This is a genomic window from Burkholderia puraquae (assembly GCF_002099195.1).
Classification (GTDB): Bacteria; Pseudomonadota; Gammaproteobacteria; order Burkholderiales; family Burkholderiaceae; genus Burkholderia; species Burkholderia puraquae.
In genome coordinates, this window is record NZ_NBYX01000026.1 from 1 (window position 1) to 25,529 (window position 25,529).

At 62.5% G+C, this 25,529-nt stretch carries 23 protein-coding genes and 5 pseudogenes; 15 read left to right on the forward strand and 13 right to left on the reverse strand.

Annotated elements, in window-relative coordinates; all coding sequences use genetic code 11:
- The 7 genes and pseudogenes from B7G54_RS32450 to B7G54_RS38810 all read left to right on the forward strand — a co-directional run.
- Positions 1-197, forward strand: a pseudogene (locus B7G54_RS32450) (succinate--CoA ligase subunit alpha); the annotation flags it as partial.
- A 996-nt stretch (positions 198-1,193) separates the two neighbouring features.
- Positions 1,194-1,944: pseudogene (locus B7G54_RS32455) on the forward strand (SDR family oxidoreductase).
- A gap of 23 nt (positions 1,945-1,967) precedes the next feature.
- Positions 1,968-2,945 (forward strand): quinone oxidoreductase family protein, encoded by a 978-nt coding sequence (locus B7G54_RS32460; RefSeq protein ID WP_085042830.1) that lies wholly within the window; start codon positions 1,968-1,970, stop codon positions 2,943-2,945.
- 120 nt (positions 2,946-3,065) lie between these two features.
- Complete coding sequence (locus B7G54_RS32465) at positions 3,066-3,485, forward strand: GFA family protein (protein WP_071336339.1); 420 nt, start codon at positions 3,066-3,068, stop codon at positions 3,483-3,485.
- A 29-nt stretch (positions 3,486-3,514) separates the two neighbouring features.
- Positions 3,515-4,798, forward strand: a complete 1,284-nt coding sequence (locus B7G54_RS32470; RefSeq protein WP_085042831.1) for an acyl-CoA dehydrogenase family protein — start codon at positions 3,515-3,517, stop codon at positions 4,796-4,798.
- Positions 4,799-4,986: 188 nt separating this feature from the next.
- Entirely contained in the window at positions 4,987-5,778 is a 792-nt protein-coding gene (locus B7G54_RS32475; protein ID WP_085042832.1) for an SDR family NAD(P)-dependent oxidoreductase, read from the forward strand.
- Between the two features lie 437 nt (positions 5,779-6,215).
- Positions 6,216-6,755 (forward strand): hypothetical protein, encoded by a 540-nt coding sequence (locus B7G54_RS38810; RefSeq protein ID WP_133059237.1) that lies wholly within the window; start codon positions 6,216-6,218, stop codon positions 6,753-6,755.
- Positions 6,756-6,877: 122 nt separating this feature from the next.
- Here the strand turns inward: B7G54_RS38810 and B7G54_RS40260 are convergent, their stop codons facing one another.
- Together B7G54_RS40260 and tnpC are read right to left on the reverse strand one after the other, a co-directional pair.
- A complete protein-coding gene (locus tag B7G54_RS40260; protein ID WP_425266531.1) occupies positions 6,878-7,048 on the reverse strand; it encodes a transposase domain-containing protein in 171 nt (56 codons plus the stop codon).
- Positions 7,049-7,120: 72 nt separating this feature from the next.
- Positions 7,121-8,220: pseudogene (gene tnpC / locus B7G54_RS32480) on the reverse strand (IS66 family transposase); the annotation flags it as partial.
- Here tnpC and B7G54_RS38355 point away from each other — a divergent pair.
- The 3 genes and pseudogenes from B7G54_RS38355 to B7G54_RS32490 all read left to right on the forward strand — a co-directional run.
- The gene (locus tag B7G54_RS38355; RefSeq protein WP_229050697.1) at positions 8,194-8,307 is read left to right on the forward strand and encodes a DUF3892 domain-containing protein; all 114 of its coding nucleotides are present in this window, start codon (positions 8,194-8,196) and stop codon (positions 8,305-8,307) included. The pseudogene tnpC and the gene B7G54_RS38355 overlap by 27 nt on opposite strands.
- 29 nt (positions 8,308-8,336) lie before the next feature.
- Entirely contained in the window at positions 8,337-8,543 is a 207-nt protein-coding gene (locus B7G54_RS32485; protein WP_085042833.1) for a DUF2188 domain-containing protein, read from the forward strand.
- A gap of 367 nt (positions 8,544-8,910) precedes the next feature.
- Positions 8,911-9,354: pseudogene (locus B7G54_RS32490) on the forward strand (dicarboxylate/amino acid:cation symporter); the annotation flags it as partial.
- Between the two features lie 213 nt (positions 9,355-9,567).
- On the opposite strand, the gene B7G54_RS32495 reads toward B7G54_RS32490, so the two are convergent.
- Positions 9,568-10,155, reverse strand: coding sequence for a TetR/AcrR family transcriptional regulator (locus tag B7G54_RS32495; protein ID WP_085042834.1), 588 nt, complete (start codon positions 10,153-10,155; stop codon positions 9,568-9,570).
- A gap of 164 nt (positions 10,156-10,319) precedes the next feature.
- Here B7G54_RS32495 and B7G54_RS32500 point away from each other — a divergent pair, with 164 nt between their 5' ends.
- The 4 genes from B7G54_RS32500 (at position 10,320) to cynR (ending at position 13,629) form a co-directional block, all read left to right on the forward strand.
- Positions 10,320-10,568, forward strand: a complete 249-nt coding sequence (locus B7G54_RS32500) for a hypothetical protein (protein ID WP_046549705.1) — start codon at positions 10,320-10,322, stop codon at positions 10,566-10,568.
- Between the two features lie 126 nt (positions 10,569-10,694).
- The gene (locus B7G54_RS32505; protein WP_047851177.1) at positions 10,695-11,174 is read left to right on the forward strand and encodes a nuclear transport factor 2 family protein; all 480 of its coding nucleotides are present in this window, start codon (positions 10,695-10,697) and stop codon (positions 11,172-11,174) included.
- Positions 11,175-11,616: 442 nt separating this feature from the next.
- A complete protein-coding gene (locus tag B7G54_RS38815; RefSeq protein ID WP_133059238.1) occupies positions 11,617-12,318 on the forward strand; it encodes a hypothetical protein in 702 nt (233 codons plus the stop codon).
- Positions 12,319-12,741: 423 nt separating this feature from the next.
- Positions 12,742-13,629, forward strand: a complete 888-nt coding sequence (cynR, locus tag B7G54_RS32510) for a transcriptional regulator CynR (protein WP_085042835.1) — start codon at positions 12,742-12,744, stop codon at positions 13,627-13,629.
- A gap of 89 nt (positions 13,630-13,718) precedes the next feature.
- On the opposite strand, the pseudogene B7G54_RS40265 reads toward cynR, so the two are convergent.
- The 8 genes and pseudogenes from B7G54_RS40265 to B7G54_RS32550 all read right to left on the reverse strand — a co-directional run.
- Positions 13,719-14,006: pseudogene (locus B7G54_RS40265) on the reverse strand (SDR family oxidoreductase); the annotation flags it as partial.
- A gap of 72 nt (positions 14,007-14,078) precedes the next feature.
- Positions 14,079-14,336 (reverse strand): DUF4148 domain-containing protein, encoded by a 258-nt coding sequence (locus tag B7G54_RS32520; RefSeq protein ID WP_085042837.1) that lies wholly within the window; start codon positions 14,334-14,336, stop codon positions 14,079-14,081.
- 220 nt (positions 14,337-14,556) lie between these two features.
- Positions 14,557-15,036, reverse strand: coding sequence for a nuclear transport factor 2 family protein (locus B7G54_RS32525; protein WP_028362915.1), 480 nt, complete (start codon positions 15,034-15,036; stop codon positions 14,557-14,559).
- A 145-nt stretch (positions 15,037-15,181) separates the two neighbouring features.
- Positions 15,182-15,652 carry a cyanase gene (cynS, locus tag B7G54_RS32530; protein WP_085042838.1) on the reverse strand — a complete coding sequence of 157 codons (471 nt, stop codon included), beginning with the start codon at positions 15,650-15,652 and terminating at the stop codon, positions 15,182-15,184.
- A gap of 61 nt (positions 15,653-15,713) precedes the next feature.
- Positions 15,714-16,373, reverse strand: a complete 660-nt coding sequence (locus B7G54_RS32535) for a carbonic anhydrase (protein WP_012372075.1) — start codon at positions 16,371-16,373, stop codon at positions 15,714-15,716.
- An 858-nt stretch (positions 16,374-17,231) separates the two neighbouring features.
- Positions 17,232-17,450: a hypothetical protein gene (locus tag B7G54_RS32540; protein ID WP_006480563.1), complete on the reverse strand. Its 219-nt coding sequence runs from the start codon at positions 17,448-17,450 to the stop codon at positions 17,232-17,234.
- Between the two features lie 235 nt (positions 17,451-17,685).
- Positions 17,686-18,336 (reverse strand): NADPH-dependent FMN reductase, encoded by a 651-nt coding sequence (locus tag B7G54_RS32545; protein ID WP_027790596.1) that lies wholly within the window; start codon positions 18,334-18,336, stop codon positions 17,686-17,688.
- Between the two features lie 310 nt (positions 18,337-18,646).
- Positions 18,647-18,952: an NIPSNAP family protein gene (locus B7G54_RS32550; protein WP_085042839.1), complete on the reverse strand. Its 306-nt coding sequence runs from the start codon at positions 18,950-18,952 to the stop codon at positions 18,647-18,649.
- 279 nt (positions 18,953-19,231) lie between these two features.
- Here B7G54_RS32550 and B7G54_RS32555 point away from each other — a divergent pair, with 279 nt between their 5' ends.
- Positions 19,232-20,029, forward strand: coding sequence for a GNAT family N-acetyltransferase (locus tag B7G54_RS32555; protein WP_085042840.1), 798 nt, complete (start codon positions 19,232-19,234; stop codon positions 20,027-20,029).
- 512 nt (positions 20,030-20,541) lie between these two features.
- Here the strand turns inward: B7G54_RS32555 and B7G54_RS32560 are convergent.
- Both B7G54_RS32560 and B7G54_RS32565 read right to left on the reverse strand, forming a co-directional pair.
- A complete protein-coding gene (locus B7G54_RS32560; RefSeq protein ID WP_085042841.1) occupies positions 20,542-21,909 on the reverse strand; it encodes a DUF3999 domain-containing protein in 1,368 nt (455 codons plus the stop codon).
- Positions 21,906-25,334: a DUF2339 domain-containing protein gene (locus tag B7G54_RS32565; RefSeq protein ID WP_085042842.1), complete on the reverse strand. Its 3,429-nt coding sequence runs from the start codon at positions 25,332-25,334 to the stop codon at positions 21,906-21,908. The genes B7G54_RS32560 and B7G54_RS32565 overlap by 4 nt, the downstream gene beginning before the upstream one ends.
- Between the last annotated feature and the right edge of the window lie 195 nt (positions 25,335-25,529).

Here is a 25,529-nt window from a genome sequence, read left to right on the forward strand (position 1 = left end):
ACAACATGAAGAAGCCGGTCGTCGGCTTCATCGCGGGCGTCACGGCGCCTCCGGGCAAGCGCATGGGCCACGCCGGCGCGCTGATCTCGGGCGGTGCGGATACGGCCGAAGCGAAGCTGGAAATCATGGAAGCGTGCGGCATCACCGTCACGCGCAACCCGTCGGAAATGGGTCGCCTGCTGAAGAAGGCGCTGTAATATTTCCGCTGGGTTCGTCCTGCAGAAAACGCCGGCTTTGCCGGCGTGAGACTGCGAAAAAAAGCTGACACTTGACATCAGGGTTTGCGGCGGTCGAGTGCTGCCAAACTAAATAGTGCGATCGCTAGCTTGAGAATCTCGTGGCGCGGCGCACATCCTTGACCTCATCGCTTAACGCCTTGGTGTGCTCGCATGTCACTGGGGTCGCGTCGTCGCATCTTCAATTTCCTGAAACTTGACCCAGCCGAACGGCGATTGCCTCGTACAACCCGGTTGGGGTGCGGTGAATTCTGCTGCTGCCGAGAGGGCGAGCAATCGTCGCTAACTGAATGCGCTGATGCCTGCTAGCGGTGGGACTTCGTCGGTCCATTCCCGCGTGTCCGGAGAGATCTTCAACCGGCTGCCCTCGAGCTTGATGAGCCGGGTCAGTTTGCCGATTCCGGCCTGCCCGACGATCGTCCGGTGGCGCACGCAAGCAGCCAGGATTGAATCGATGATTCGCGACAAGCCGCACGCGTCCGTGCATGCCGAGCTTGCAGACACCGTTGTCCCGGTGCGACCGTTCGGCCGGTTCGGCTGGCCGTCTCGATGACTCGAGGCGCGCGGCGCCGCGGACAATGCGAACGCCATCCATCGATGCTGCCCCGCGAAGCATCGTCATGTGATCCGAAGATGTCGCTGCCCAACAAGCAAAGCTTTTCCGCGCTGTGAGCAAAGGTGGACAGTCCGTGAACGCCTATTGTTCGAGTAACGGAAATGCGCGCGACGCTCACACCAACGGCCCGCATACCGCAATAAGAGCCGATGCTTCGCCATGGGCAACTATCTAGGAGACGCAAGTGCCTGATACCACCGTGCAAGGCTATCCCGCTTCTGCGCTGTTCGACGAAGAGGCGGGGGCGATCGATCCCCCGGTCAACTCCTACCAAGGTATCTACGAGCAGGAACTGGACCGCATCTTCGGGCGGTCGTGGTTTTTCATCGCTCACAAGAAACATATTCCCACGACCTACTGGCGGCTCGCGCGGCCTCAGTTTGCAGTTCGCCGAGTCGCTCGGCGAACTGGGTGCGCGCGTTGTGCTCTCGGCTCGAGAAATCGGCGAATTGCAAGAGGCACAGGCGCATTTGAATTCGCTGGGCATCGAAGCGGATTTCATCGCAGCGGACGGTGCGGTCAAGATAGATATTCATCGCTTGGCCAACGAGACGCTCGCTAGATTGGGACACGTCGATATCCTCGTAAGCAATGCGGGTGCAGTGTGGAGTGCGCCGGCGGAGGATCATCCCTTCGACGCATCGGACAAGGTGATGGATCTCAGCATCCGGGGCCTCTTTCTACTTACCCAGCAAATCGGTAAGTGATTGATGATCCCGCGCGGGTATGGCCGAATTGTCGACATCGCATCGATCGCTGGGCTCAGAGGTAATTCGCCCGACCCCATGAGCACGATTGCCTACAACGCGAGCAAGGGGGGGCGTCGTGAATTTCACTCGGGCGCTGGCGGGCGAGTGGGAACGGCGCGGGATTACTGTCAATGCGATCGCCCCGGGCTTTCTCCCTTCGAACATGACGCGCGGGTTGCTCAATAAGTTGAGCGCCGATAGCGTCGCCGCGGAAGTGTCGTTGCGCCGTATCGGCGACAGCGAAGATCTGAAGGGGGCGGTCGCATTGTTCGCATCGGATGCCGGCAAGCACATCACGGGGCAAATCCTTGCAGTAGATGGCGGCGCGACTGCCGTGCTCTAGTTTGACGAGAGGAGATACAGATAATGAAGGCAATACAAATCGCACGTACCGGTGGACCGGAGGTGCTCACGCTGGTCGACATCGAGGCGCCCAAGCCTCGTGTTGGAGAACTACTGGTCAAGGTGGACGCCGCCGGCGTTAATTTTGCCGATACAGTCCGTCGCCGAGGTGCATTTTATCCCGCCCCAACACCCCTTCCGATCGTACTGGGAAGCGAGATATGTGGAACCGTCGTGTCCGTTGGCGATGGAGTGACCGGCTGGCAGCCGGGTTCGAGGCTTATCGGCCTGTTCGATCACGGCGGCTATGCCGAGTACGTCATTGTCGAAGCGCGTAGTGCGATTCCGATTCCGGAAGATGCCGACTCATCCATTGCGGCGGCCATTTTCGTGCAAGGCATGACCGCGCTGCTGGTGCTTGACGACGTCGGCGGTCCCGTGACGGGCCGTAACGTGCTCGTCGAAGGCGCGGCCGGCGGCGTAGGTGGATTGGCGGTGCAAATTGCGCGATTGCTCGGTGCCCGTCATGTCATCGGCGCGGTGAGTTCCCCGGACAAGGGCGAACTCGCCCGTGAGCTAGGCGCGACTGGCACGGTCAACTATACGGAGCCGGGCTGGGAAGAGGCGGCGCGTGCCCTCACGAACAACGAAGGCTTCGATCTCATCCTCCATGTCCAGGGCGGCGAGGCACTCGCTCGCGAGCTGGCTCTTCTCAGGCCTTCCGGGCGCATCGTCGCGTACGGCGCGGCTTCCAACGAGCCGATGCTCGTGGATGCGGCCCACCTGCTTGGGGGCAACCTCGGTGTCTGCGGCTTCTATCTTGGGGTGCACCTCGCTGACGCCGAGCGAATGAAACGACAGTTCTCCCGCCTGATGGGATGGGTCGAGTCCGGGCAGATCACGGTGCCGATCGGCGGGTGTTTCCCTCTTTCCGAGGCGGCTCACGCACATGCGTTACTTGAATCTCGCCGATCAACGGGCAAGCTGATCTTGAAACCGTGATGCCCGGTGTGGCAGCAAACTTGAGCTAAGTCGAGCAAACGCCCACGCACATTGCGCTGAACAAACTGCATCGGAGGTTCGTGAAGCGTCCTCCGCTCAACAACCGAAGAGGAGATGTACATGAGTCATTCATACAGTGGAGGGTGCGCCTGCAAGGCGATTCGCTACGAGTGCTCGGCCGAGCCGATTTTCTCATTGAACTGCCATTGCCGTGACTGTCAACGTGCAACCGGCAGTGCTTACGCCTCGGTGCGGATCGTGCCGGCTCCCGCGTTTCGGATCGTATCGGGCGAGCCACGATATCACGGGGTGAAGAGTGATCTCGGCCACGACGTGGAGCGTGGCTTTTGCCCCGATTGCGGATCGCCCATCCTTGGAAAGATCGCGGAGAAGCCCGAGATTGTGCTGATTTTCTGCGGCAGTCTCGATGATCCTAGCCAGTACTCGCCCTCGATGGACTTCTACACCACCAGTGCTCAGCCGTGGGACTTCATGGATCCGGCGCTGGCGAAATATGCCAAAGGCCTGCCCAACGCATAACGCGTTGCTTAAACCCAAAGGAGACGAACGTGCTGCGACTGAAAACTGAACTGAACTTGCCGGACGTTTGCCTGACCGGTTTCGAAACGCCGCTGTCCGAGGAGGAGCGCGCCGTTCAGGAAACGCTTCATCGGTTTGCTAAGGAAGTCCTCCGCCCAACGGGCACGGAGCTGGACAAGATGACCGCGGAGCAGGCCATTGCGCCAGGATCGCCCTTTTACTCGGTCTTTACAGAGTTCGCGAAGCTCGGCGTAGATCCCGCGCTGTTCGCTTCGCTGCCCGCCGAGACGGCGTTGCGCATGGAATCGATGATCGCCGAGGAGCTCGGATGGGGCGACAGCGGGCTTGCCCTGTCGCTGGGGATCGCCAACTTCCCCATGCAACTGGCTGTTACGGCCGGCAAGCAGGAACTGGTCGAGCTGTGTGCCGGCCGCATCGGGTGCTGGATTGGAACGCAGCCCGACCGGGGCAGTGACTTCCAGGTGTTCGACATCGAACGCGATTGGCCGCAAGGCACGCCGGGTAATCAAGGCAACCTGTGGGCGAAGGTGGGCGACGACGAGATCGTGATCAACGGACAAAGCTCGGCCTGGGTATCCAACGGCGCCGTTGCGCAAGTGGCGATCGCCTATATGGGCGCGGACTATGGCGATGGACGGCTTGACAAGAACGGCCTGCCGTACGGTGTCGGGGTGATCATCCCTCTCGACCTTCCCGGGGTCTCGCGCGGCAAGCCGCTTGAAAAAATCGGCCTGCGCGCGCTTCCTCAAGGGGAAATTTATTTTGACAACGTTCGTGTTCCGAAACGTTTCGCCGTCGCGTTGAAAGACGAGTACTACGGCAATTTTGCTTCCGTGTGGTCTTACGCTGGAGCACACACGTCGCCGATATTCGTGGGCGTCGCCCGCGCGGCGTTCGAATTGGCGCTGCAGTACTGCCATGAACGTAAGCAGGGCGGAAGGCTGCTGATCGATCATCAACTGACCCGTTATCGTCTCGGCGACATGCTGCGCCGGATTGAACTGGCTCGCGCGACGGCTCGGCGCTCACTCGCGTTTGCACGCCTTTCGGAGCGGGTCCACCCCTATGTCACCGCAGCGAACAAGGTGACGGTAACCGAAGAGGCGATGAAAGTGGTCCACGAGGCGCTTCAGCTTTTCGGCGCGGTGGGCACGACACGCGAATATCCCATCGAGAAGCTGTTCCGCGACACCCGTCCCTCCCTTATCGGGGATGGCGAGAGCTACACGGTGACCATGCGCCTTGGGCTTCTTTGTCAGCAGCTCTATGCAGAGGGTTGGAGCAATCCCTGATCCGTCGAAATGCCGCGTACAACTTCGCGAATTCCCCGATTCGCGGGGATGAAAACGAACGCGCCTATTTCTTACTGCGCGCTTTCCTGCCCCGCCGCGACGCGAAAGCCGCCCGAAGGCCAGGTAGGCGACGGGCGTGGCGGACAGGTGCGCCAGGGCAATCTACCCGAACCGTTGGAGTGAGTGTGATGGATCAGCCGATTCTTGATTTAAATGGCAAGGTGGCGTTGGTAACTGGTTCCGCACAAGGTCTTGGTGCGGAGATCGCGACTACTCTGGCGCGCCAAGGCGCAAGAATAATCGTGTCGGATGTCCTGGAGGACTTGGGCCGAACGACTGCACGAGCTATTCAAGGGGCGCAATTCGTCAAACATGATGTAGTGAGCGAGCCTGACTGGCAGAGAGTTGTCCAATTCGCCGTTGAGACGCACGGTCGTCTGGACCTCGTAGTGAACAATGCCGGGATAGAAGCTTTTTCGCTTCTCGAGAATCTCACCGTTGAGCAATTCCAGCGCGTTCAGAGGGTGAATCTGGAAGGAACGTTCCTCGGCACAAAGTGGGCGATTCGAGTGATGAAACCAGGCGGTAGTAGCGGGCACGGCGGCAGCATCATTAATATCTCGTCACTGGCCGGTATCGTCGGTACGTTTGGTTTGAGTGCGTATTGTGCCGCTAAGGGCGGCGTTCGCCTCTTGACCAAAGCCGCCGCCATTGAATGTGCGCACCTTGGTTATGGTATTCGAGTTAATTCGATTCACCCGGCTGTCGTCGAAGGGGGGATGGGAAAATCCGTTGTCAAAAGCCTTGTGGACTCGGGATTGGCTCCGGACGAGCACGTAGCGGAAACCCTCCTGGCAAGCACTCATCCTATGGGATTCGGAAAGCCAAAGGATGTCGCGGATGCAGTTTGTTTCGTGGCTTCAAGCCACTGGATGAATGGGGCCGAGTTGGTTTTGGATGGCGGAGCCAGCGCTCAGTAAAGGGCCGCGCAGGTGGCCGAGCATGGTGGTTCGGCCGCTGCGGAAGAGCTTGCCTTGCTAGTTCAATGTGACGCGCATAGGTACCCCTTCGAGTACATCACTCGCAAGTTAGTGGACTCGCCGGAACTGAGCAGTTTCAAGCACCGACGAGCTTCTTGACATGAAACATTACCGTAAGCGGCTCGGCGCGGCCGGTCCCCGATTCACGCGCGCGTGGAGCATGATGTGAGGGGTTGGGGAAGTGTGGATCACGTTAGATCGTGCCCACGATCTATCCAGATTTACCTGGCAATCGGATGTAAAAGGCTGGTCTAGGCCAAACAGACGGCGTCAGATTGTCTGACTCAGTTCGGCCAATTTCAGACGTTAGACGCGACCACTTAATTGGTCGACAATTGGATCCACCTCCTACTTGCGCAACATGCTCGGGTACCGACATGAAATCGCTGTCCCCTTCCGATTGTTCGACGTGGCTGAAAAACGAAGAATGTATTGAAGCGCCGTACGGGAAGGCCGGACTAGGCCACACATCGTATTTGCAATTCGCAGTGCCGGAAAACGATGGGGCAGCTTCCGTGATTGTCGACGGCATTCGCAGCTATCTTGAACCGCCGAGAACCTGTTTGCTCCAGGTCACGGATTGGTCGAGGTATGGGGAGCTTGAGAATTCACTATTAGAGGAAATGGAATCGACATGCTCCGGCAAGCTAAACCCGTGGGACGGCTTTGGCCAACTCTTCGAGGCCAGCGAAGCAGATGACGTGCTTGGGTGTTGCGCCACAGTGCTTCGTTGCGGCATGAGCGCATACATCTACATACCGCTAAGAGCCACATTTCTTCTTTGGGAGGGGGATCGTGTCGATCTTTGGGCTAGCGCATCTGTGGCACGGAATCAGTTTCTGCAGCGCTTAAGAAGCGAAGGGGTACGCATTACAAGCAGCCAAATGGTGACTTCACAGATGTTTAGAAGCGAATGAACGACGGCTATCGGTCGATACCACTGACCGCTGCGGGTCGATCACGGTCCTTGATGAAGTGACGACGAAGCAATCTCAGACTTAATCTGACGCTGACTGAGAGATCAGGTCTTGACTACGCGTCAGATAGTCTCCTTGGGCGGAGTGGGTGGCTTCAGTTTGTCAGCCAGGTTCCAGGGCAACAGTTCGTCGATGCGAGTGGCGACGTGATCAGTAATGTAGGTCAGGACGTATTCCAGATAGGCGCGCGGGTTGATACCGTTGAGCTTGCACGTCCCAAGCAGACTGTACATTGCGGCGGCCCGCTGGCCTCCGCTGTCGGAGCCGGCGAACAGGAAGTTTTTCCTCCCAAGGCTCACGCAGCGCAGAGCGTTCTCAGCCAGCGCGTTGCTGATCTCGGCTTGCCCGTCCTCGCAGAACAACGTCAGAGCGTTCCAGTGATTCAGCGAATACTGGATCGCGCCGGCCAGCTCCGACTTGCGCGACAGCGTTGCGAGCTTGCCCCGGATCCTCGCTTCGAAGGCCTCCAGCAGCGGCTTGCTTTTCTCATGCCGCACGCGCTGTCGTTCATCGGGCGGCTTGCCACGGATGTCGGCTTCGATGCTGTAAGCTCGCCGATCATTTCGAGCAGCCTCTTGGTCTCGTCTGTCGGCGTGCTAGCGTGGACCTCGTAGTATTTTCTCCGCGCGTGGTCCCAACACGCAGCCTCGCGGATTTTGCCGTTCACGTACAGTTCGTCGAAGCCGCCGTATGCATCGGCCTGCAGGATGCCTTTGAATCCGGCGAGATGGGTCTGGGGATGGATGCCTTTGCGATCGGGCGAGTACGCGAACCACACCGCGGCCAGCTCCGTCGAGCCCGAACGGCTGTCGTCGCGCACGTACACCCAGAGCCGTCCGGTCTTTGTTTTCTTGTTGCCCGGCGCAAGCACGGGGATCGGCGTGTCGTCCGCGTGCAGCTTCGTGCCCGCCATCGTGTACCGGCGTAGTGCGTCGGTCAGCGGGCGGCAGAGCGCCTCGCATTGCCCGACCCAGCGGCCCATGCTGGCGCGATCCAGCGTCACACCGTCGCGCGCGGCGATCTCCGATTGGCGGTACAGCGGCGCATGATCCGCGTACTTCGATACCAGGATGTCGGCAAGTAGACTCGGATGGGCGATGCTACGCTCGATCGGCAACCCCGGCATTGACGGCTGCTCGATGTGGCCACCGCTGGGACAGACCATCTTGTGCCGGATTGTGCGAATCACCTTGAACATCGCCGCGACGCGGGCGAGCTGTTCGGAGACGTCCTCGCCGAGGTTCTGCATGGCGCCGTCGCACTTGGGGCAGATCGAATCCGGTTTGAGCACGCGCTTTTCACGCAGCAGGTGTGGCGGCAGCGGCTCCCGGGCCGCCGACTCGCCACCTGTCGCTGGATTTTCTCGGCGGACCTTCGCATGCTGCGCGTCGGCGACGCCGTACACGTCAACAACAACGGGAGGACCAAATATGTGCAAACGGTCGCCGATGGGCGTTGGACGGACAACTTGCTTGCGCTTCCTGACCGGTAAGCAACTTCAATCAGCTACGGAGTAGACCAATGACCAACAAGATCTTTGTTGAGCGTCGCCTCGATGAAGGCGATTACGCAGTTCGTCGTCCGCATTCGCAACGGGCAAGTGCAACTGCCACGACGCAACGCGAAGCGATTGAACGTGCACGCGAACTCAACCCGAGCGGCCCCGTGCTGGTGGAGCGGGTGCGTATTACGAGTGCCGGGAAGCCGGACAAGTGGCGGAAGCCCTGACGCATTTGATGATGGCTCCCGTCAATGCTAGTCCCGCCGAGTAGAGTGGTGAGCGGAGGTGGCGTGGGAGGCCACTTCCGCTATAGTGCTCGGCCAATCTTGACGAAAATCGATCGATAGACCGCCACATCTTGGGAAGAACCAAGCCTATTAGCGAGTGCTCGTATTTCTTGTCAATTCAGCGGCTTTTGCTCAACTTGTATGGCAAAAATGAAGCGAGCAATCATGGCGGAATGATTTGCACGCCGTTGATTTTATTCATGTATGCCGCTCAACTTAACTGAAAAACGATAGCCGGTGTCGTTGGTCGTTAAAACCGAGCGGATTGACATCTAAGACGAGCGAGGGGGCCCCTGCGCGGTAGTGGTTGATGTACTGCACATTTGCCACGCTGTTCATTGCGCAGGCGTATGGCGTTCATCTGTCGTTCGTGCAGCAGTTGTCGATGCTTGCCCTCCTGATGCTGACCGGCAAAGGCATGGCCGGGGTGCCGCGCGCCTCCTTGGTCGTCATCGCCGCAACACCGGGTCGGTTCAATATCCCCGAGGCCGGGCTGCTCCTCATCATCGGCGTTGATCATTTCCTGGACATGGGGCGCACGGCGACCAATGTGCTGGGTAATGCGGTCGCCTCGGCCGCGGTCGCGAAATGGGAAAACGTGCTCGTGCCGTCGTCCGCGGATGTTTCGGTCGACGATGCCGGCGGACATCACAAGGACGGGATTCGCTCGGACGAAGAAGGGCTTATCCCTGTCGCCAGAAACTGTCGAAGCGGATTCGCGACCGCTATCCGGAAGCCAGGAAATGCGTGATTAGCTCGGCCGGCCGACCAACTGCTTCATTGGTGTCCGAGCAGGCTGCGACGACGAACTGTGCACACGGGAAGCAAGTGGACAGGCGGTGGCGCGAAAGCTGGACGACGGCAGGGTGCCTCTGTGCAAGTGGAGGAACTGGTTTACTCGGCCGAGAGGCTCTGCATCCATGAAACGCGACACCGGTGTTGATGTCCACGCGGAAAGGACCCGTCAGGCAGCTTTGGACCTGCGCCTTGTTGACGCGCCTTCTTCGATTCTCGCCAGTACACGCTTGCCCGAATCCACCACTGTCGAATCATGTGTCACCTGATAGCGCACAATCATGCCTTCTACGCAGAGCATCGCATCTGCGGCGACGGTAGCAGGCGACTGGAGCCCGAGGCGGCCAGCAAGTTCAGAAATGTACTGCTCAAGTGCGTGCTTGTGGGATACGGCCTGCTGAAGGTGCCCCGGGTCTCCCGTCGATCCGGCTTCGGCGACCACATTGATAAAGGCGCAACCACGGAAGTCTTCCTGCGCAAACCATTCACCCAAGGCTTCCGCGATGACGGACAGCTCGGCACGCTGAGCAAAACGAGCCTCCACCTCTTCGACAAACCAGTGCATCCAGAACTCATGACGACGGTCCAGGAACGCTGCAATAAGTTCGCTCTTGGAGGCGAAGTGCCGGTAAAGCGACATTTTTGCGACGCCTGACTCGGCGATGATCTTGTCGATGCCCGTGGCACGAAACCCGTCCTGATAGAACAGGTGCGCCGCGGTTTCCAATATCCGGTCGCGTGCGGAGGGTTGTGACATTTCGGCCCCTTTTTTGCCAAATCATGCCTCCATTATGGCAGACAGACCTGTCTCTGCACAGGCGCCGAGAGGCACGGAAATTTCTTGACAGACAGACCTGTCTACATCAATATTGAGACAGACCTGTCTCAATCACTCAAGATCGGTACGTCAAGGAGGCTGTCATGTGCCCCTCAGATTGCGAAGTCACTGCCCTTCATCAAGCTCTGCAGGCCGATAAGTCGAATCCGGCCACATGGCGCTGGTACAGCGACCTGGTCGAAAACCAACGACTCGCGCTTCGCCTCAAAGAGGACCAGTGGGTCGTCGCGATTGACGGCAGCGACTTTGCATCCGCCGAGGGCCTGTACGCGGCCGTGCGTTGGGCGCACATCATGACGCACTCGGGCGGTTACATCACCTTCGCGGTGTAAGCGGGCGTAGTCCGCCCTGCACATGGGCGAGTCGCCAGACTAAGCGATCGAGAACACGCAGCACTGCTCTTATCCACCCTTCGGCCCGGTATCGGGTCTTCATCCACCAGCCACTGAGGTAACACCATGTCGACCAACACTGAACTCCGTCCGCCGCTTCCGCCGTTCACGCTGGAAACTGCCATCGAGAAAGTCCGTCTCGCAGAAGACGGCTGGAATTCGCGCGACGCCGCCAAGGTCGCGCTCGCCTATTCGCTCGACACGAAATGGCGCAATCGCGCAGAGTTCGCGAACAATCGAGCGGAAGCGCAGGCGTTCCTCGAGCGCAAATGGAAGAAGGAGCACGAGTATCGTCTGATCAAGGAACTGTGGGCATTCGGCGGCAATCGCATTGCCGTGCGCTACGCTTACGAATGGCACGACGACTCGGGCAACTGGTTCCGCTCCTACGGCAACGAGAACTGGGAGTTCGGCGAGGATGGCCTCATGCAACGCCGCTATGCGTGCATCAACGATATGCCGATCAAGGAATCCGAGCGCAAGTATCACTGGCCCTTGGGCCGTCGGCCGGATGATCATCCCGGCTTGTCGGATCTCGGCCTCTAATAGCTAGGCTGATCGTATCGCTTCAATTGGAAACACGCGGGGAAACGAAGACAGCGGTGGGGCAGTCTCTGCGACGACGGCCTCCCGAAGCTTGGTATGACGGAGCAACCCCACCCAGCTTGGGACTTCCAGGGTGTCTTGCTGTCCTTCTCACCTAGTCTGCCCTCTAGCGATGGCTGCCCACTCCATGTGGGCAGTAAGCCTAGCAGCCCTTGCCTCTGGAATCCATTGCGTCTCCTCGGGTGGATAACATACGGACTGAATGGCATCCTGTTTGCATTCGGAACGGAGAACCTTGGTGGGAAGGAGCTTCCGCAAACACTAGGCTTCGGCAGCGGGATGGCTTGTGATGCAGGCCGTGCGAGTGGCAAGGCACAGGATGCGGGATGCAGGCGGATGCACGCCCATAGACCCCACTCGCTCTCTCACTCGAATCCAAGGGTTGACCAAAAAGAGCGCAACGGGGCTTTTCGCACGTCTCCACAACAGCCGCTCATTGTCGCGCGCAGCTTTTGCAGACGTCGCAAAACAGCAGGATAACGAAATAACGCGGCACAGCGACATTATGGTTGGTGCGTCCAAACTCGTGCAGTACGGATCGCGCCTTGGTTGCGCGGCGCGCTCTACTTTCGAGTCGGTAGAGTTGGTGCCGATCGACTCAATTATGTCAAACGAAAATATTGAATCACCGCTCGACCACTTCCTTGGCTGGTACTCCTCACTGCCGACGGAACAGCAAGAAATCATCGCCTTGAGTGCGCATTTCATTCCAGGTTTCAACATTGATGTCGCAGAAGCGATCGAGAAGAACAACGCTGCAGTTCTCTTTGCTGATCGTGTTGTGTCATATAGAGACCGCTCATCGAGCGAACGCTGTGCGGCAACGGTCCTTCACTTGTGCCTCGAACATATCGCGTTTGCTAACCAAGGTACCGGCAATTGGCGTGAGCGACAGGCAGCCCTTCGCGAGTATGCCGACGACTTTGGATATCCGGCGCTTCACGATGCAGCAAACGCTGCACAATTTAAGCACGCGCAGTGGGTGCAAACTCGCAAGAAGTGGAATCAGCTGAAAGCTGGCCCGTTCTCCATTGATGCCATCTCAAACTTTCGGGTCTTCGGTCCAAGTGGAGCAGCCCCCTGAAACGCCGGACACGGTCATCAACCTACGATAACGGGCAGGCATACGACTGTGGCTTTGACCAACACTGTTGTAAGACTCGGGCAACACATCGCCCGGCGTTTCGCCGCCGAGCAAATGAACGATCGAAGATGCGCGCGACCGCACAACATCGAGCGGGAGGTCGATGGCAAGCAGAAAAGGCGGACACGATGATCGCTCGAACGAAGGTCATTAGGAAAGTCTACGAACCAAAATAATTTCCCTCGGCGCGAGCGTACTAACGGCCCGGTTCGGCGTATCCGCAACCCATCGACGACCTCCCTCACGATCGGCTTGGATGCGGGCGTTGATTCGATGGATGAAGGATGGACGCGAATTTCAATAGCGTCCAAGACTGGTTTGCGATAGATTCGATAGGAATAGCCAATAGGTGAGGGGATTCCCGTGCTGCTACGTCATATCCGTTACTTCCTTGCAGTAGCAGAACAGAAGAACTTCACGCGCGCTGCCGAGGCGCTTCATGTATCGCAGCCCACCTTGTCGCAGCAGATTCGGCAGCTCGAGGACACCTTGGGAACACAGCTGTTCGACCGTTCAGGCAGAGCCGTTCAACTGACCGACGCGGGAGAGGCGTGGATGCGTTACGCCAAGCTCGCGCTACAGGACCTTGATGCAGGTGTGAGGGCGATACACGACGTGGCGGAACTGAGCCGGGGCAGCCTGCGTTTCGCAGTAACGCCGACCTATACGGCTTCCTTGGTCGGGCCGGTCGTCGATGGTTTTCACCAGCTGCATCCTGGCATCAGGATCGATATCCGCGAACTCACACAGGATCAGATGGAGGCGCAGCTTGCGGACGACAGGCTTGATATCGGTGTCGCATTCCATCCGGCCTTTTCGGTCGACATCGAAAGCCAACCCCTCTTCGCGGAAACGCTGAGCCTGGTGGTAGGCCGCAACCACCCGCGTGCCGCACGCCGCAAGGCACTCGCGGGGCCTGACTTTGGCAAGGAGCCGTTGGTCTTGCTGAACGACACATTCGCGACGCGCCGGTTCATCGATGAGCATTTTGCGCGTCACGCTATTCGACCGCTTGTCGCAATCGAAGTGGATACGATCGGTGCAATCGTTGAGATCGTGCGTCGCGGGCAGCTGGCGACGGTTCTCCCTGATCACATCGCACGCGTGCAAGAGGGCCTACATCCCGTGCCGCTCGATCCCCCTCTGCCAACGCGTACGGCTGCCGTCTTGGAGCGCAAGGGTGCGTATCGCACTGCGGCAAGCAGGGCGTTCTTACAACTGCTGACTGAGCGGTTTGGAGAGCCGACGTGACCACCACCGACATCGACGGCGTTGCGTAGTTGAGTGACTTGCTTCGAAGCTGATGCAGCGCGAGCGGATTGGCCCGCAACAGCGCGTTTTGCCGAGATCGTCGACGGGAACCCCGCATTTGCTGACTCGTCTCCGCCTCGGTAACGATCCGACATTTGGGTGGCGACCGGCCTTGGCGCAGCCGCGTTAGCAGGCGCGCCGACCCCGACACCTTCCACTGCTGGGCGCTTAGTCAAACCGTTAACCGAGTGTTTGCTGGCCGTAGATTCGGCGGCATCGGCAAAGCCGATGTGGGCTGCGATCGAGGAAGTGTTCACGATCGAATTCGGCGTGATTGTTGCCGCGTTGGATGCTGCAACTGGCGATTCGCCGGACATAAACACATCGAGGCGACTCCCCCTTTGTGAGACGGCGTACGACTCGCTTCGTCGCAGCCGCTTGGTCTGGCGTCACGAGCCGTGGAAAACCGTATCGTTCAGGCGTTGCAGCGTACCGTCCTGCTCGGCCTGGATCAGCTCGTTGATCACGTCGCGACGGGTCAGTGCGCGCTGGGCTTCCGGAGCCGCATTCCGCTGAATCAACGGCGCAGCGGAGTGGTAACCCTGTGAGGCCGCTTCTGCGGAAGAGGCAGCAAACGCGGTCGTGGTGGAAGCCGCCAGCGTGAGTGCCGACAGGACGTAAGAAATGTGGCGGATGCTCTTGTTCATGATGTTTCCCTTTCCTTGTTTCGATATAAATTAAGTAATGCTAAAAGTAATGATGTTGCGGTTCATAGTTTCTGCTAGCCGAATCACCGGACGAGATTCGCGCACCACCCGACAAAACTAGCAGTACCAGTGAACTTCAATACACGCCCAACAATCCGTCGTTCTTCGCAACAGGATCGTCGGGCGCTAATCGCTCACCGCGGCTGTAGCGATCCGGGCTTCAAAGCCCCAACTCGCTCAGCCCCGGATGATCATCCGGCCGACGGCCCAAGGGCCAGTGATACTTGCGCTCGGATTCCTTGATCGGCATATCGTTGATGCACGCATAGCGGCGCTGCATGAGGCCATCCTCGCCGAACTCCCAGTTCTCGTTGCCGTAGGAGCGGAACCAGTTGCCCGAGTCGTCGTGCCATTCGTAGGCGTAGCGCACGGCAATGCGATTGCCGCCGAATGCCCACAGTTCCTTGATCAGACGATACTCGTGCTCCTTCTTCCATTTGCGCTCGAGGAACGCCTGCGCTTCCGCTCGATTGTTCGCGAACTCTGCGCGATTGCGCCATTTCGTGTCGAGCGAATAGGCGAGCGCGACCTTGGCCGCGTCGCGCGAATTCCAGCCGTCTTCCGCGAGACGGACTTTCTCGATGGCCGTCTCCAGCGTGAACGGCGGAAGCGGCGGGCGAACTGCTGCGGGTGAAGTCATTTCGGATCTCCTTGTGGGGGACAGCGCATTGTTGGTGCTCGACGTGGAGCGCGGCCCCGTCATCGTGCAACCCGAGAGGGCAAGGCCGCCCGAAGCAAGCGCGGCACCGGTGCTCAGTAAGAATTTTCGTCTTTGCATCATGGGTTCAGAACGGCTTGGTCGGCAGATACTTGCCGTTGAGCGTGATGACGGCACGCTCGCCACCTTCCGGGTCCGGAACCTTCTGGATATCGAGTTTGAAGTTGATCGCGCTGATGATGCCGTCGCCGAATTTCTCGTGAACCAGCGCCTTCAACGTCGAGCCGTACACCTGCACCATTTCGTAGAAGCGGTAGACGGTCGGATCGGTCGGCACGCCACCCGGAATGCTGCCCCGCACGGGAATGGTTTGCAGCAGGCGCACGGCGTCGTCGTCGAGCCCGAGGCGTTCGGCGACGAGCTTCGCCGCATTCTCCGGCAGCGCATGCTGACCGAGCAGCGCGGCTGTCGTGTATGCGAGGCTCAGGCCAGTGCCTTCGTTGATGGCTTCGAACGTGAGGTTTTTGCGCACCTTCGCGTCGACGATCTTTTCCGTCAGAGCTTCGCGTGCGTTCGGTGTGACTTGCGATTGGGTCATGATGTTGCTCCTTGAGTAAATCAACCTGGTGAGATCGGCAGTCGGTGTGACGAGCCGGGAATCAGAGCGCAGCCACGCACTCGGCGGGCGTCGCGGTGACATCGGGATGCGCGGCGAGCGGCACGAACTGGCGAGTCGCGGCGTCGAGCGCGTCGATCGAGCCGGATTCGATGTCGTAGACCCATCCGTGCAAATTGAGGCGGCCTTGCGCAAGTCCCAGTGCAACGGAGGGATGGGTCTTGAGATTGTCGAGCTGTGCGATGACGTTCTCGCGCACCATCGAGTCGACGCGCTCGCGCTCGCCTGCATGTTCACGCGCCTCGTTGACGAGCTTCGCCGAGTCGGCGTAGCGCAGCCAGTTCGCGACGGCGGGCATATGGTCGAGGCACTTGCACGTTGCGACGGCCGTCATCGCGCCGCAGTCCGAGTGGCCGCAGATCACCACATCCGTCACGCCGAGCGCGGCCACTGCATATTCGACGGTAGCCGACACACCGCCCGGCTCGGGACCGAACGAAGGCACGATGTTGCCGGCGTTGCGGATCACGAACAGATCGCCCGGTTCGCGCTGCGTGACCAGTTCGGGAACCATGCGGCTATCGGAACAGGAAATGAACAGGGTGCGCGGCGTCTGGCTGGTGGCCAGCTTGCGGAACAACTCCCTGCGTGCGGGCATGATGTCCCGTTGAAACTTCAGAAAACCGTCGATGATCTCTTGCATGGTCAGCTCCATTCAGTCTGGCGTTCGTCGCCGCGTCGGTCAGTGCGATGCGTTGAATGGAGAATGGACCTGTTCCGTCATAGCGTCCAAGACGGGTTTGTGATGGTAACCATAGGAAATACCAATTGTTATCGCGGACGGTTATCGCGGACGAGGAAATTCGCCGTGCTGTTGTGTGATGTCCGTTACTTCCTGGCCGTCCCGGAACACCGCAATTTCACGTGCGCCGCCGAGGCACTGCACGTTTCGCAGGGGGCCCCTGCGCGGTACGGAGTGGCGTGCCCTGACGTTCAGTAAGCCCGCGGCGCATACGCACAAGACCCCCCCTAGATTTCCGGTGACGTGGCGAAATGGTCACGGAGTCAACAAGGCGAACCTATGTGATCGAATAGGGGAAGGCTCCGTGTTCTCGCGGGGGCGTTTCGGAGAGCTGTACCGGGCGGCCTTTAGGTCGGCCCCAGGGGGGAACTGGAGACCTCCCAAAACACATACCTGGATCATGAGATGAATCCATTACGAGTGCCGGGAAGCCGGACAAGCGGCGGAAGCCCTGATGCATTTGATGATGGCTCCCGTCAATGCTAGTCCCGCCGAGTAGAGTGGTGAGCGGAGGTGGCGTGGGAGGCCACTTCCGCTATAGTGCTCGGCCAATCTTGACGAAAATCGATCGATAGACCGCCACATCTTGGGAAGAACCAAGCCTATTAGCGAGGGCTCGTATTTCTTGTCAATTCAGCGGCTTTTGCTCAACTTGTATGGCAAAAATGAAGCGAGCAATCATGGCGGAATGATTTGCACGCCGTTGATTTTATTCATGTATTGCGCTCAACTTAATTGACAAACGATACCAGGCGGTCGTCACGCGTTCGTGTCGACCCAGAGGCGGCCCCAGCGCGACGCATAGGCAAGCGCGTGCTCTTCCTCGAAGAAGAAATCGATCGCGTCGAACGACACGGAGCGCGGCGACGGCCCGCCGCTCGCCCGTTCGATCGTCAGGTTGGCGGCGAACAGCCCGTTCGGCAACCGGGCGGCGGCGGGGGCGACTTCATAGCCCTTGTAGCGGATCGTACGGTTCATAGGGAGTACGGAGAAAGTTCGGACTTTCAGCGTACGAAAACCTGCCGGCCACGTGAACCAATCTTTCGGCCAATGCAAATCACGCGGCGGGCCGAATCGTTATCGGCACGGGGGCGGGGAATGGGCAACCGGGGACAAGGATCGGCGTGCACGGCGCGTGGCCGCTCATCCGAAGGTGAGCCGCCCGCGCCGGCGAACAGGGTCGGCCGGGCGTGGGCGGCGGAATGCGGGGAGATTACTGGTTGGCGATCTTCAGCACCGGCGCGAGCGCGTCGACCGATGCCGCATGCGAGGCCGCGCGATGCGATGCGAACGCGAGCGCGAACTCGGCCGCTTGCGTGCCGACCGTCTCGAGCTGGGCGACGACCTTCGGATCCGAGCAACTGTCGGCGCTGTCGAAGCGCGTTTCGAGCGTGTTCACGGTCGCACCGAACGGTGTCGGCCAGCCGCGCAGCGCATGCACGATCGAACGCAGCGACGTCAGCACGGTGCCGGCCGCCTGCCAGCCGTAGGCGGTGACGATCAGGCCGACCGCGCGCCCGTCGAGATACGGGCGATCGTCCGCGCGCAACTCCTCCAGCGTGTCGAGCGCGTTCTTCACGAGACCGGAGACGCCGCCGTGATAGCCGGGCGTCGCGATGATGATCGCGTCGGCCTGGCGCACGGCGTCGATCAGTTCGCGCTGCGCGTCGGTCAGCGTCTTGTGTTCGGGGGCGTAGTGCGGCAGCGTATGCAGGAACGGGCCGTCGAACAGCCGCGTGCGTGCGCCGGCCGCCTGCGCGCCGCGCAACGCGAACGACAGCGCGCGTTCGGTCGACGACGCTGCCCGGGTGGTACCGCCAATGCCGACGACGAACGGGCGGCGGTGTTGATCGAATGCAGTCAAGGGGCGCTCCTTGGGGATGGCTTGCCCGGCTAAGCACAGGCTTAAAACCAGATGGTAACGACCCCGCCGCCACTCTGAAAACGACTTTTCGTTCTATCGATATGCCGCAAGGCAGGGGCAATCGTGTGCGCGGCCGCCCAGATCGATAGCAGAAATGCTTGGTTGGGACGGCGGGCCGTGGTCGATAAGATGGGCCCGTCTCCTCCATGATGTCTCTACTGACATGGGTTGGCCCCGCCGCGCGGATGCAGGCGGGGCTTTTTTTCGTCCCGGTCAAAAAAAGGGGCGCGATACGCCGGGTGCTTGCCCGTTACTCGAACACCGGGCGGAAGAAGCTGCGCTCGTAGCTGACGATGCAGCGGGTTTCCTCGGCGTAGCGGAACGCGGCCTGGCAGGCTGGATCGTCCTTCGAGCGTTCGCGGTAGCGCTCGTATTCGGCGAGGCTCGGGAACGAGAACATCGCGAGCGCAATGTTGTTCGCCCCTTCGGACGGCAGGAAGTAGCCGTGATGCGTGCCGCCGAATTTCTCGACGAGCGGAATCCACAGCTTGCCGTAGGTTTCGAACTGGTCGAGCTTGTACGGATCGATGACGTAGCGAAGGAAGCAGGTGACCATGAGTGCGCTCGAGCGGGGAGAATCCGGCGAGTCTGGAGGGTGCTGCTGCTTGTGTCAACGGCGCGCGTGCCGGCATTCGATGCCGTCGTGAATGGCGCTGCTTGCGCGCACAACGATCGGCCAGGTTTCACGCATCGGTAACGACGCAAACGGAGCAGCCGCACACGTCGATTTCGCCGTCTCTCCACACGCATTTCCCTAAACTTTTACGACATTTTTTCTTGCGACGGCGGCCGGCGCGCTCATAGACTTCGGGCATCCCAACCACGGAGCATGGCAATGTCGATACCCTGGAACGCGATCGCCGAACACACACCTGCTGCGCCGCCTTCCGTGTGCGCCGATCGGGTGATCGTGCGGCGATTCGATCCGGCCTTCGACAGCTACGCGCAACTCACGCCGCTGCTGCATCGCGCGTTCGCGCGGCTCGGCGCGATGGGGCTCAACTGCACGTGCGTCGACCAGAGCGAGGACGTCACGCGCCGCCGAGCGGAAGCGGGCGAGTGCTACGTCGCCGTATGTGGCGGGCGGGTGATCGGCACGGCCACGCTGTATGCGACCGATCCGTCGTCGGCGTGCTCGCTGTACCGGCGCGAAGGTGTCGCGAGTGTGCGGCAGGTGGCGGTGGACCCTGCTTGCCAGAGCCGCGGGATCGGCGCGTTGCTGCTGTCGTTCGCCGAACAGTGGGCCGCGCTGCGCGGCTATACGCTGCTCGCACTCGATACGCCGCATCCCGCTGCGCACCTGCTCGCGTTCTACGGCGCGCAGGGTTTCGACGTCGTCGACGTGATGCGTTTCGACGGCAAGCGCTACGACAGCGCGATCCTGTGCAAGCGGCCCGTCGCGCAGGTCGCGCGCCGCGTGTCGCCCGCGTCGCGCATGGCCGCACGCGTGGCGGCCGTGCGGCGTCTTGCGTATGCGTTGCCGGCGCGCGTGGCCAGGGTGGCCGCGATGGCCCGGCGCGACCTGCGCGTGCGACGTGGCGCAGGCTGGGCGGCACGACGCGCGGCCGGTGCCGCGAGTTGCCGCTCGTCGCCGTGGCGCCCGCGTCAGCACGGGCGCTACACGTTCGGCTGAACGCTGCGCCCCGGTTCGTTTTCCTGCTTTGCCGCGTAAACGTCGGATGAGCGGAGTGTGGCGCTCCCGCTCGTGTACGGCCCTCGAGACACCCCCGCCGCGCCGCGGCGAAACGGACGTTTACGCGCTTTTTATACCCCGACGCGATCCTTTGCCGCGATCTTCACGCGAACCTTCATAAGATGGTTGCGTGGAAACGGAAGCCGCACGCGAGCAGGCTACCGGCTCGTCTCACCAATGCTGCCCTGCGCCGCCGGCGTGTCGTCGGCATGCGCGGGCAGGGCGATCGACAGCGGCAGCATGATCGGGAAGAGCAGCAGAAGCCGCTTCAGCCGCAGGGCCGGCGCACGCGCGTGCGTGGCAGCGGCCGGTCATGCGATGGATAGGTTTCCTGCACGTCGTCGCATCGTGGTTCCGATGCGACGACTGTACGCAGTGATGTATTGGGAACGTCGAAGGAAACAGGTTCACCCGATACATGGCGTGTAGAGACGGGCGACGAGCGCCCCGCGTCACCCGTCGCGGCGCGTATCGACACCGCCTTTCGCGAGGCGCCACGCAATCGTGCCGAGCACGCCGACCGCGACGACCAGCGCGCTCCACAGCACGTAGCGGCGTGGCGCATCCGTGTCGGCGGCTGACGCCGGCGCGACCGCCGATACCGGCAATGCCGCGCCGACGCGCGCGGGCCGCACTTCGGGCGCCATCCCGACCAGCAATGCGTCGCGATTCACGGCCGACGACACGAGCGACGCGTCGCCGACGCCGAGCGTAAACGGCGGCGTGCCGCGCGCGACGAACGTCAGCGCGGCAGGATGCCAGCCGATTGCGACGGCCGGCTGGCCGCCGCCGAATCCGCCGTTGCGCATGTCGACGACGATCCGCCACGCGCGATCCGTATTCGCCGCGAATTCGAGCGGCGGATTGCGCTGCTCGCCGGCCTTGCCCTGCAGCCGGAACAGCACGGCGCCCGCGACGTCGCGCCACGGCGCCTGTGCGTCGGCGCGGCTTTGCAGCGTCGCGCGCGCGACGGTATTCGGCTGCGGCAGGTCGATGCGCACGCGGTCGACCGGATATGCACCATCGGTGTCGAACAGGTACTCGCCGGGCGTGCCGCCGGCCCGCACGTGCACGGCGTCGCGCCATTGGCGCGGCACGGACGCGGTGTCGGTCCCGCGTGCGCCGCGCGGGTGCGTCTCGACGTCGATCGACGCGATCGCGGGTGCGCCGTCGAGCCAGTCGAGCCGCAGGTAGCGCGGCGCCGCGCCTTCGAGCGCGATGCGTTCCTGCACCAGCATGTCGTCGCCGTGGCCCACCTTCAGCAGCTGCGTGCTGCCGAGCGGCCGCCAGCTGCGCAGGTCGTCGCTGGCTTCGACGGCGACACGCCCCTGGTAGCTGTCGTCGCCCACGTGTACGAGCAGCGCGTCGATCTCGCCGTCCGCGTGCGACAGGTCGACGAGATCCGCGCCGTGCTTCGCGTGCGCCGGTGCGGCGACGCCCGCGCGCAGCGCGCCGTCCGGGCCGACCGTCACGCCGAGCGGTGCGCTGCCGTTATCGGCGCGGGCGGGCGGCAGCGCAAACCAGTGCACCGGCGTGCGCTTCGGCGGTACGGCGGGCGCGGTCGCGGTCGCGGTCGCGGCCGGCGCGTCGAGCGAATACGGCACCGGCTCGCCTGCGCCGTTGAAGATGCGCACGTCGCCGAGATCGTCGCGCCGGCTTGCCGCATAGACGGGCTGCGGCACGGTGAGCTGGTAATACGCGGCGGCGCCGTCGAGGTCGAGCGAGAACCGTTGCGCGACGTGCCCGGCACCCGGCGCGCCGTCGGCCATCGCGAATGACGCGAGCAGGCTCAGTCCGAGCAGGGCGGCGATTCGTTTCATGGCTGGTCGCCCTGTTGCGCGGCGGCCTTCGGCGGCAGCGGCGAGAAATAGCCGATCAACAGCAGCAGCACGCCGATGCCGATGAACGACACGATGCGCTCGATGCCAGTCACGTGCGACAGGTCGAACAGGAACAGCTTGACGACCGTGAGCGCGAGCAGCGCGGCGCCGACGAACCACAGCGGACGCAGCCCGCGGCGCGTGGCCCAGATCGTGATCGCGAGCGCGCAGAGCGTCCAGTACACGGACACCGACGCCTGCACGAGCGTCGATTCCGCCATCGCGCCGAGTTCGTACGGCACGCCGGCCCAGTGATGCAGCGTGCGCAGCAGGATCGCGTTCAGCCACAGGAACGCGGTCGCACCGGCCGCACTCAGCAGTTCGACGCGATAGGTACCGAACGACCAGCCGAGCTTGCGTGCGCGGACGAACCACGACGCGGCGAGCGCATAGACGACCGTGAGCACGAGGTCGAGCGGGTTGAAAAGCGGCACGCGCGCCCAGCTTCCGCCGTCCTGCGTGAAGTTCGCGTAGAAGGTCCACACCCACATCACGACGACGAGCGGCAGCGACGCGAACGCGCACACGCGGGCGATGCCGTCGCGGCGCGTCAGCCACATCCCGGCGAACGCGAACAGGCTCCAGCCGACCATGAACACCTGCTGGATGCCGAACGACGACAGCACGGTGTCGATGTCGTAGGCCATGTGGAAGCGGTGATGCAGCGTGCGCAGCATCAGCGCGTTGAACCACAGGAACACGGTCGCGATGGCCACGTAGTCGGCAACGCGTGGATGCCACGCAATGCCGAGCGCTCGCAGGCGGCGCAGCCACACGGCGAACGCGACGAACACCAGGAACTGTGCGACGTCGAGCGGGTTGAGCAGCGGCAGCCAGAAGAGTGGCGCCGCGTTGCCGTCGCTGATCACGCTGGCGATGCTCCACAGCCACAGCAGCGCGGCGAGCGGTGCCGCGCCCCACACCTGGTACGCGTGCGGGAACGCCGCGACGGGCCAGCGCAGCCGCGAGCCGGGGCCCGACACCAGCAGGAGCAGCGCACCGAAGCCGTAGGCCCATGCGCTCCAGCTCCATGCGCCTTCGGGAACGAATACGCGCAGGCGCCAGAAGCCTTCGAGCGACAGCAGCCCGCACAGGGTCCAGAACATCAGCGTATGCAGCGGCGCGATGATGCCTGCGGCGCTGGATTGCATGAGGCCGCGTGCCGTGCCTTGCGCGGGATCGACGCTCGCCGTGCCGCGCGACTGGCGCCACAGCAGCGCAAGGCCCGCGCCGACGGCGACGGGCCACGCAAACGCGCCCATCCCCGACAGCGGTGCTTCGTGCGCATCGAACGCCCGCAGCGCGAGCAGCGCCAGCACCGGCGTCAGTGCGAGCGCGGGCCATTCGGCGAGCGGCCACGCAAGCCGGCGGCGCGCGACGTGCGCGAGCCACGCGGTGCCGGCCGCGAATAGCGCGGTCGTATCGATGACGAAGCGGTCGGCATGCAGGTCGACGTGACGGCTCGCATAGACGAGGATCTCGTGCAGCCCGCCGCTTACCCACCACAGCAGCCCCCACGCCGCGGCGGCGGCGCCGATGTCGGGCATCCACGCATGCCAGGCGCGCGCTTCGCTGCGCCCGTGCAGCCACCAGCCGGTGAACAGGCCGGCGAGCGCGATCAGCAGCATCGCGATGGTCGGGCCGTTGAGCACGGGCAGCGCGGTGGCGTCGGCCGGCCCGAGCAGGCTCGTGAAGAACGCACCGGCCGCGGCAACCTGCATCAGCAGCCCGAAGCCGAACCGCAGCATGCGCTTCTCGCGCACGCCGAGCCAGACGACAGCCGCGCCTTCGATCGCCCATGCGGCGCTGGTCGTCGGGCCCGAGAACGCGAGCGGCACGGCCAGCGTCGCGAAGATTACCGCGAGCGCGAGCATGGATTCGAACAGCAGCGCGAGGCGGTCGCGGCGCCGCGCGAGCCACGCGGTGACCACGACGTAGAACGCCGACAGCGCGACGGCGCTCCACGCGAGCCCGAACGGCATGTCCTTCACGAGCGACGCCTGCAGCGCGGTCGCGACGATCGGCGTGCCGAACACGAGCGTACCGTCCACGTAGTGCCGTAGCGCGAGCTCGCGTTTCACCGCATACAGCAGCGCGATGCCGACATACATCAGGAAGAACAGGACGAGGAACGGCTCGGTGCTCGCGAACAGCGCGGGGCGGTAGGCCGTCACGCCCCACGCCGAGCCGATCGTGAACGTGAACACGAAGCCGAGCAGGTTCAGCGGACGCCAGGCCTTGAACCATGCGATCGCGAAGATGCCCGCGTTCAGCAGTGCGTAGTAGCTGAACAGCGCAACGTGGTTGCCCTGGCCGGTCGACAGCAGCACCGGTGCGAGAAAGCCGCCCGCGCTGCCCATGAACGCGAGCGGCAGCGCGTTCTGCCGCACGGCGAGGAACGCGCTCAGCGCGCACACCGCAACCATCAGCGGGAACGCTGCGCCGACGGGCAGCAGCGCGTAAAGCTTGGTCGCGGCGAAGATCGTCAGGTACAGGATGCCGACGCCGCCGCCCTGCAGCACGAGCCCGTATGCTGCGCGGCGCGCACGCACGCGCCAGCCGATCGCGAGCAGCGCGGCCGCGGCGAGCGCCGTGCCCGCGAGGCGGAATTCGATCGGCAGCATGCTGTTGTCGGCCGCATACTTGAGCAGGAACGCGATGCCGAAGAACAGTACGATGATCCCGACGCGCACGACCGTGTTGCCGCCGAGCAGCCAGTCGCGCGCGGCGCGGAATGCACGCTCGGCGATGCCGGGTTCGCGCGGTTGGGGCGGTGCGGGGGAAACCGACGGTGCGGGAGCCGGCGTGGCGGGCATTTCGCTCGTACGGGGCGTCGCAGCCGGTGCCGGTACCGCCGCGGCGGCGCGAACCGTCGCGGGGGCCGGTGCCGATGCCGGGGCCGGTGCGGGAGCCGGGGCAGATGCGGACGCCGGCGCGTCCGCGCGTGCGGCGGCCGGCTGGGCAGGCACGCGCGGCGGCAGGGCGGCCGAAGGCGGGACGGGGGCGGATGGGGTTGCAGATGCGGTGCCGGTGGGCGTGTGCACCGTCGCGTCGGTCGTGGCCGAGCCGGTTTGTGCGCCGGCCAGCTGGCCGCGCAGCGACGCGATTTCACGCGTCAGCGTCTCGACGGTCGCTTCGAGGCGCGCGACGCGATCGGCGAGCGGGAATGACGCGGGCGGTGACGCGGACGTCGCGAACGCGTCCGGTGCCGCGTGATCCCTCTTGCGCTTGTGTTGCTGCAGCGCGTGGCCGATACAGAACCCGACGGCGGCGCCGAGCAGCGAACCGTTCGCGGCCGAGAAATCCCCGATCAATGCGGCGATGCCGCCCACGATGAAGCCGATTACGGCAAATGCCCAGTTCAACGCCTTGCTCCCTCTCTGTATCGTTATCGTCCATCGATCGCGGTTGGCACCGGATCGAGGCGGTTTCAGCACGGCCGGCAGGCGAACCGGCAGGCGCGCGTCGAGCGGGTGACTTTCGTGCGAAGGCCCCGTGGCGACGTCGCGATCAGCGTGTTTGCGGGGAATGTATCACAGCGGCCATCGCGGATTTTCCGG

Coding starts and splice junctions, on each gene's coding strand:
- B7G54_RS32535 (WP_012372075.1), bottom strand. CDS start 16,373: ATGCAAGAGATCATCGACGGTTTTCTGAAGTTTCAACGGGACATCATG.
- B7G54_RS32460 (WP_085042830.1), top strand. CDS start 1,968: ATGAAGGCAATACAAATCGCACGTACCGGTGGACCGGAGGTGCTCACG.
- B7G54_RS40260 (WP_425266531.1), bottom strand. CDS start 7,048: ATGTACAGTCTGCTTGGGACGTGCAAGCTCAACGGTATCAACCCGCGC.
- B7G54_RS32520 (WP_085042837.1), bottom strand. CDS start 14,336: ATGAACAAGAGCATCCGCCACATTTCTTACGTCCTGTCGGCACTCACG.
- cynS (WP_085042838.1), bottom strand. CDS start 15,652: ATGACCCAATCGCAAGTCACACCGAACGCACGCGAAGCTCTGACGGAA.
- B7G54_RS32475 (WP_085042832.1), top strand. CDS start 4,987: ATGGATCAGCCGATTCTTGATTTAAATGGCAAGGTGGCGTTGGTAACT.
- B7G54_RS38810 (WP_133059237.1), top strand. CDS start 6,216: ATGAAATCGCTGTCCCCTTCCGATTGTTCGACGTGGCTGAAAAACGAA.
- B7G54_RS32500 (WP_046549705.1), top strand. CDS start 10,320: ATGTGCCCCTCAGATTGCGAAGTCACTGCCCTTCATCAAGCTCTGCAG.
- B7G54_RS32485 (WP_085042833.1), top strand. CDS start 8,337: ATGACCAACAAGATCTTTGTTGAGCGTCGCCTCGATGAAGGCGATTAC.
- B7G54_RS32465 (WP_071336339.1), top strand. CDS start 3,066: ATGAGTCATTCATACAGTGGAGGGTGCGCCTGCAAGGCGATTCGCTAC.
- B7G54_RS38355 (WP_229050697.1), top strand. CDS start 8,194: ATGCTGCGCGTCGGCGACGCCGTACACGTCAACAACAACGGGAGGACC.
- B7G54_RS32555 (WP_085042840.1), top strand. CDS start 19,232: ATGTCGATACCCTGGAACGCGATCGCCGAACACACACCTGCTGCGCCG.
- B7G54_RS32495 (WP_085042834.1), bottom strand. CDS start 10,155: ATGTCACAACCCTCCGCACGCGACCGGATATTGGAAACCGCGGCGCAC.
- B7G54_RS32550 (WP_085042839.1), bottom strand. CDS start 18,952: ATGGTCACCTGCTTCCTTCGCTACGTCATCGATCCGTACAAGCTCGAC.
- B7G54_RS32560 (WP_085042841.1), bottom strand. CDS start 21,909: ATGAAACGAATCGCCGCCCTGCTCGGACTGAGCCTGCTCGCGTCATTC.
- B7G54_RS32505 (WP_047851177.1), top strand. CDS start 10,695: ATGTCGACCAACACTGAACTCCGTCCGCCGCTTCCGCCGTTCACGCTG.
- B7G54_RS32525 (WP_028362915.1), bottom strand. CDS start 15,036: ATGACTTCACCCGCAGCAGTTCGCCCGCCGCTTCCGCCGTTCACGCTG.
- B7G54_RS32540 (WP_006480563.1), bottom strand. CDS start 17,450: ATGAACCGTACGATCCGCTACAAGGGCTATGAAGTCGCCCCCGCCGCC.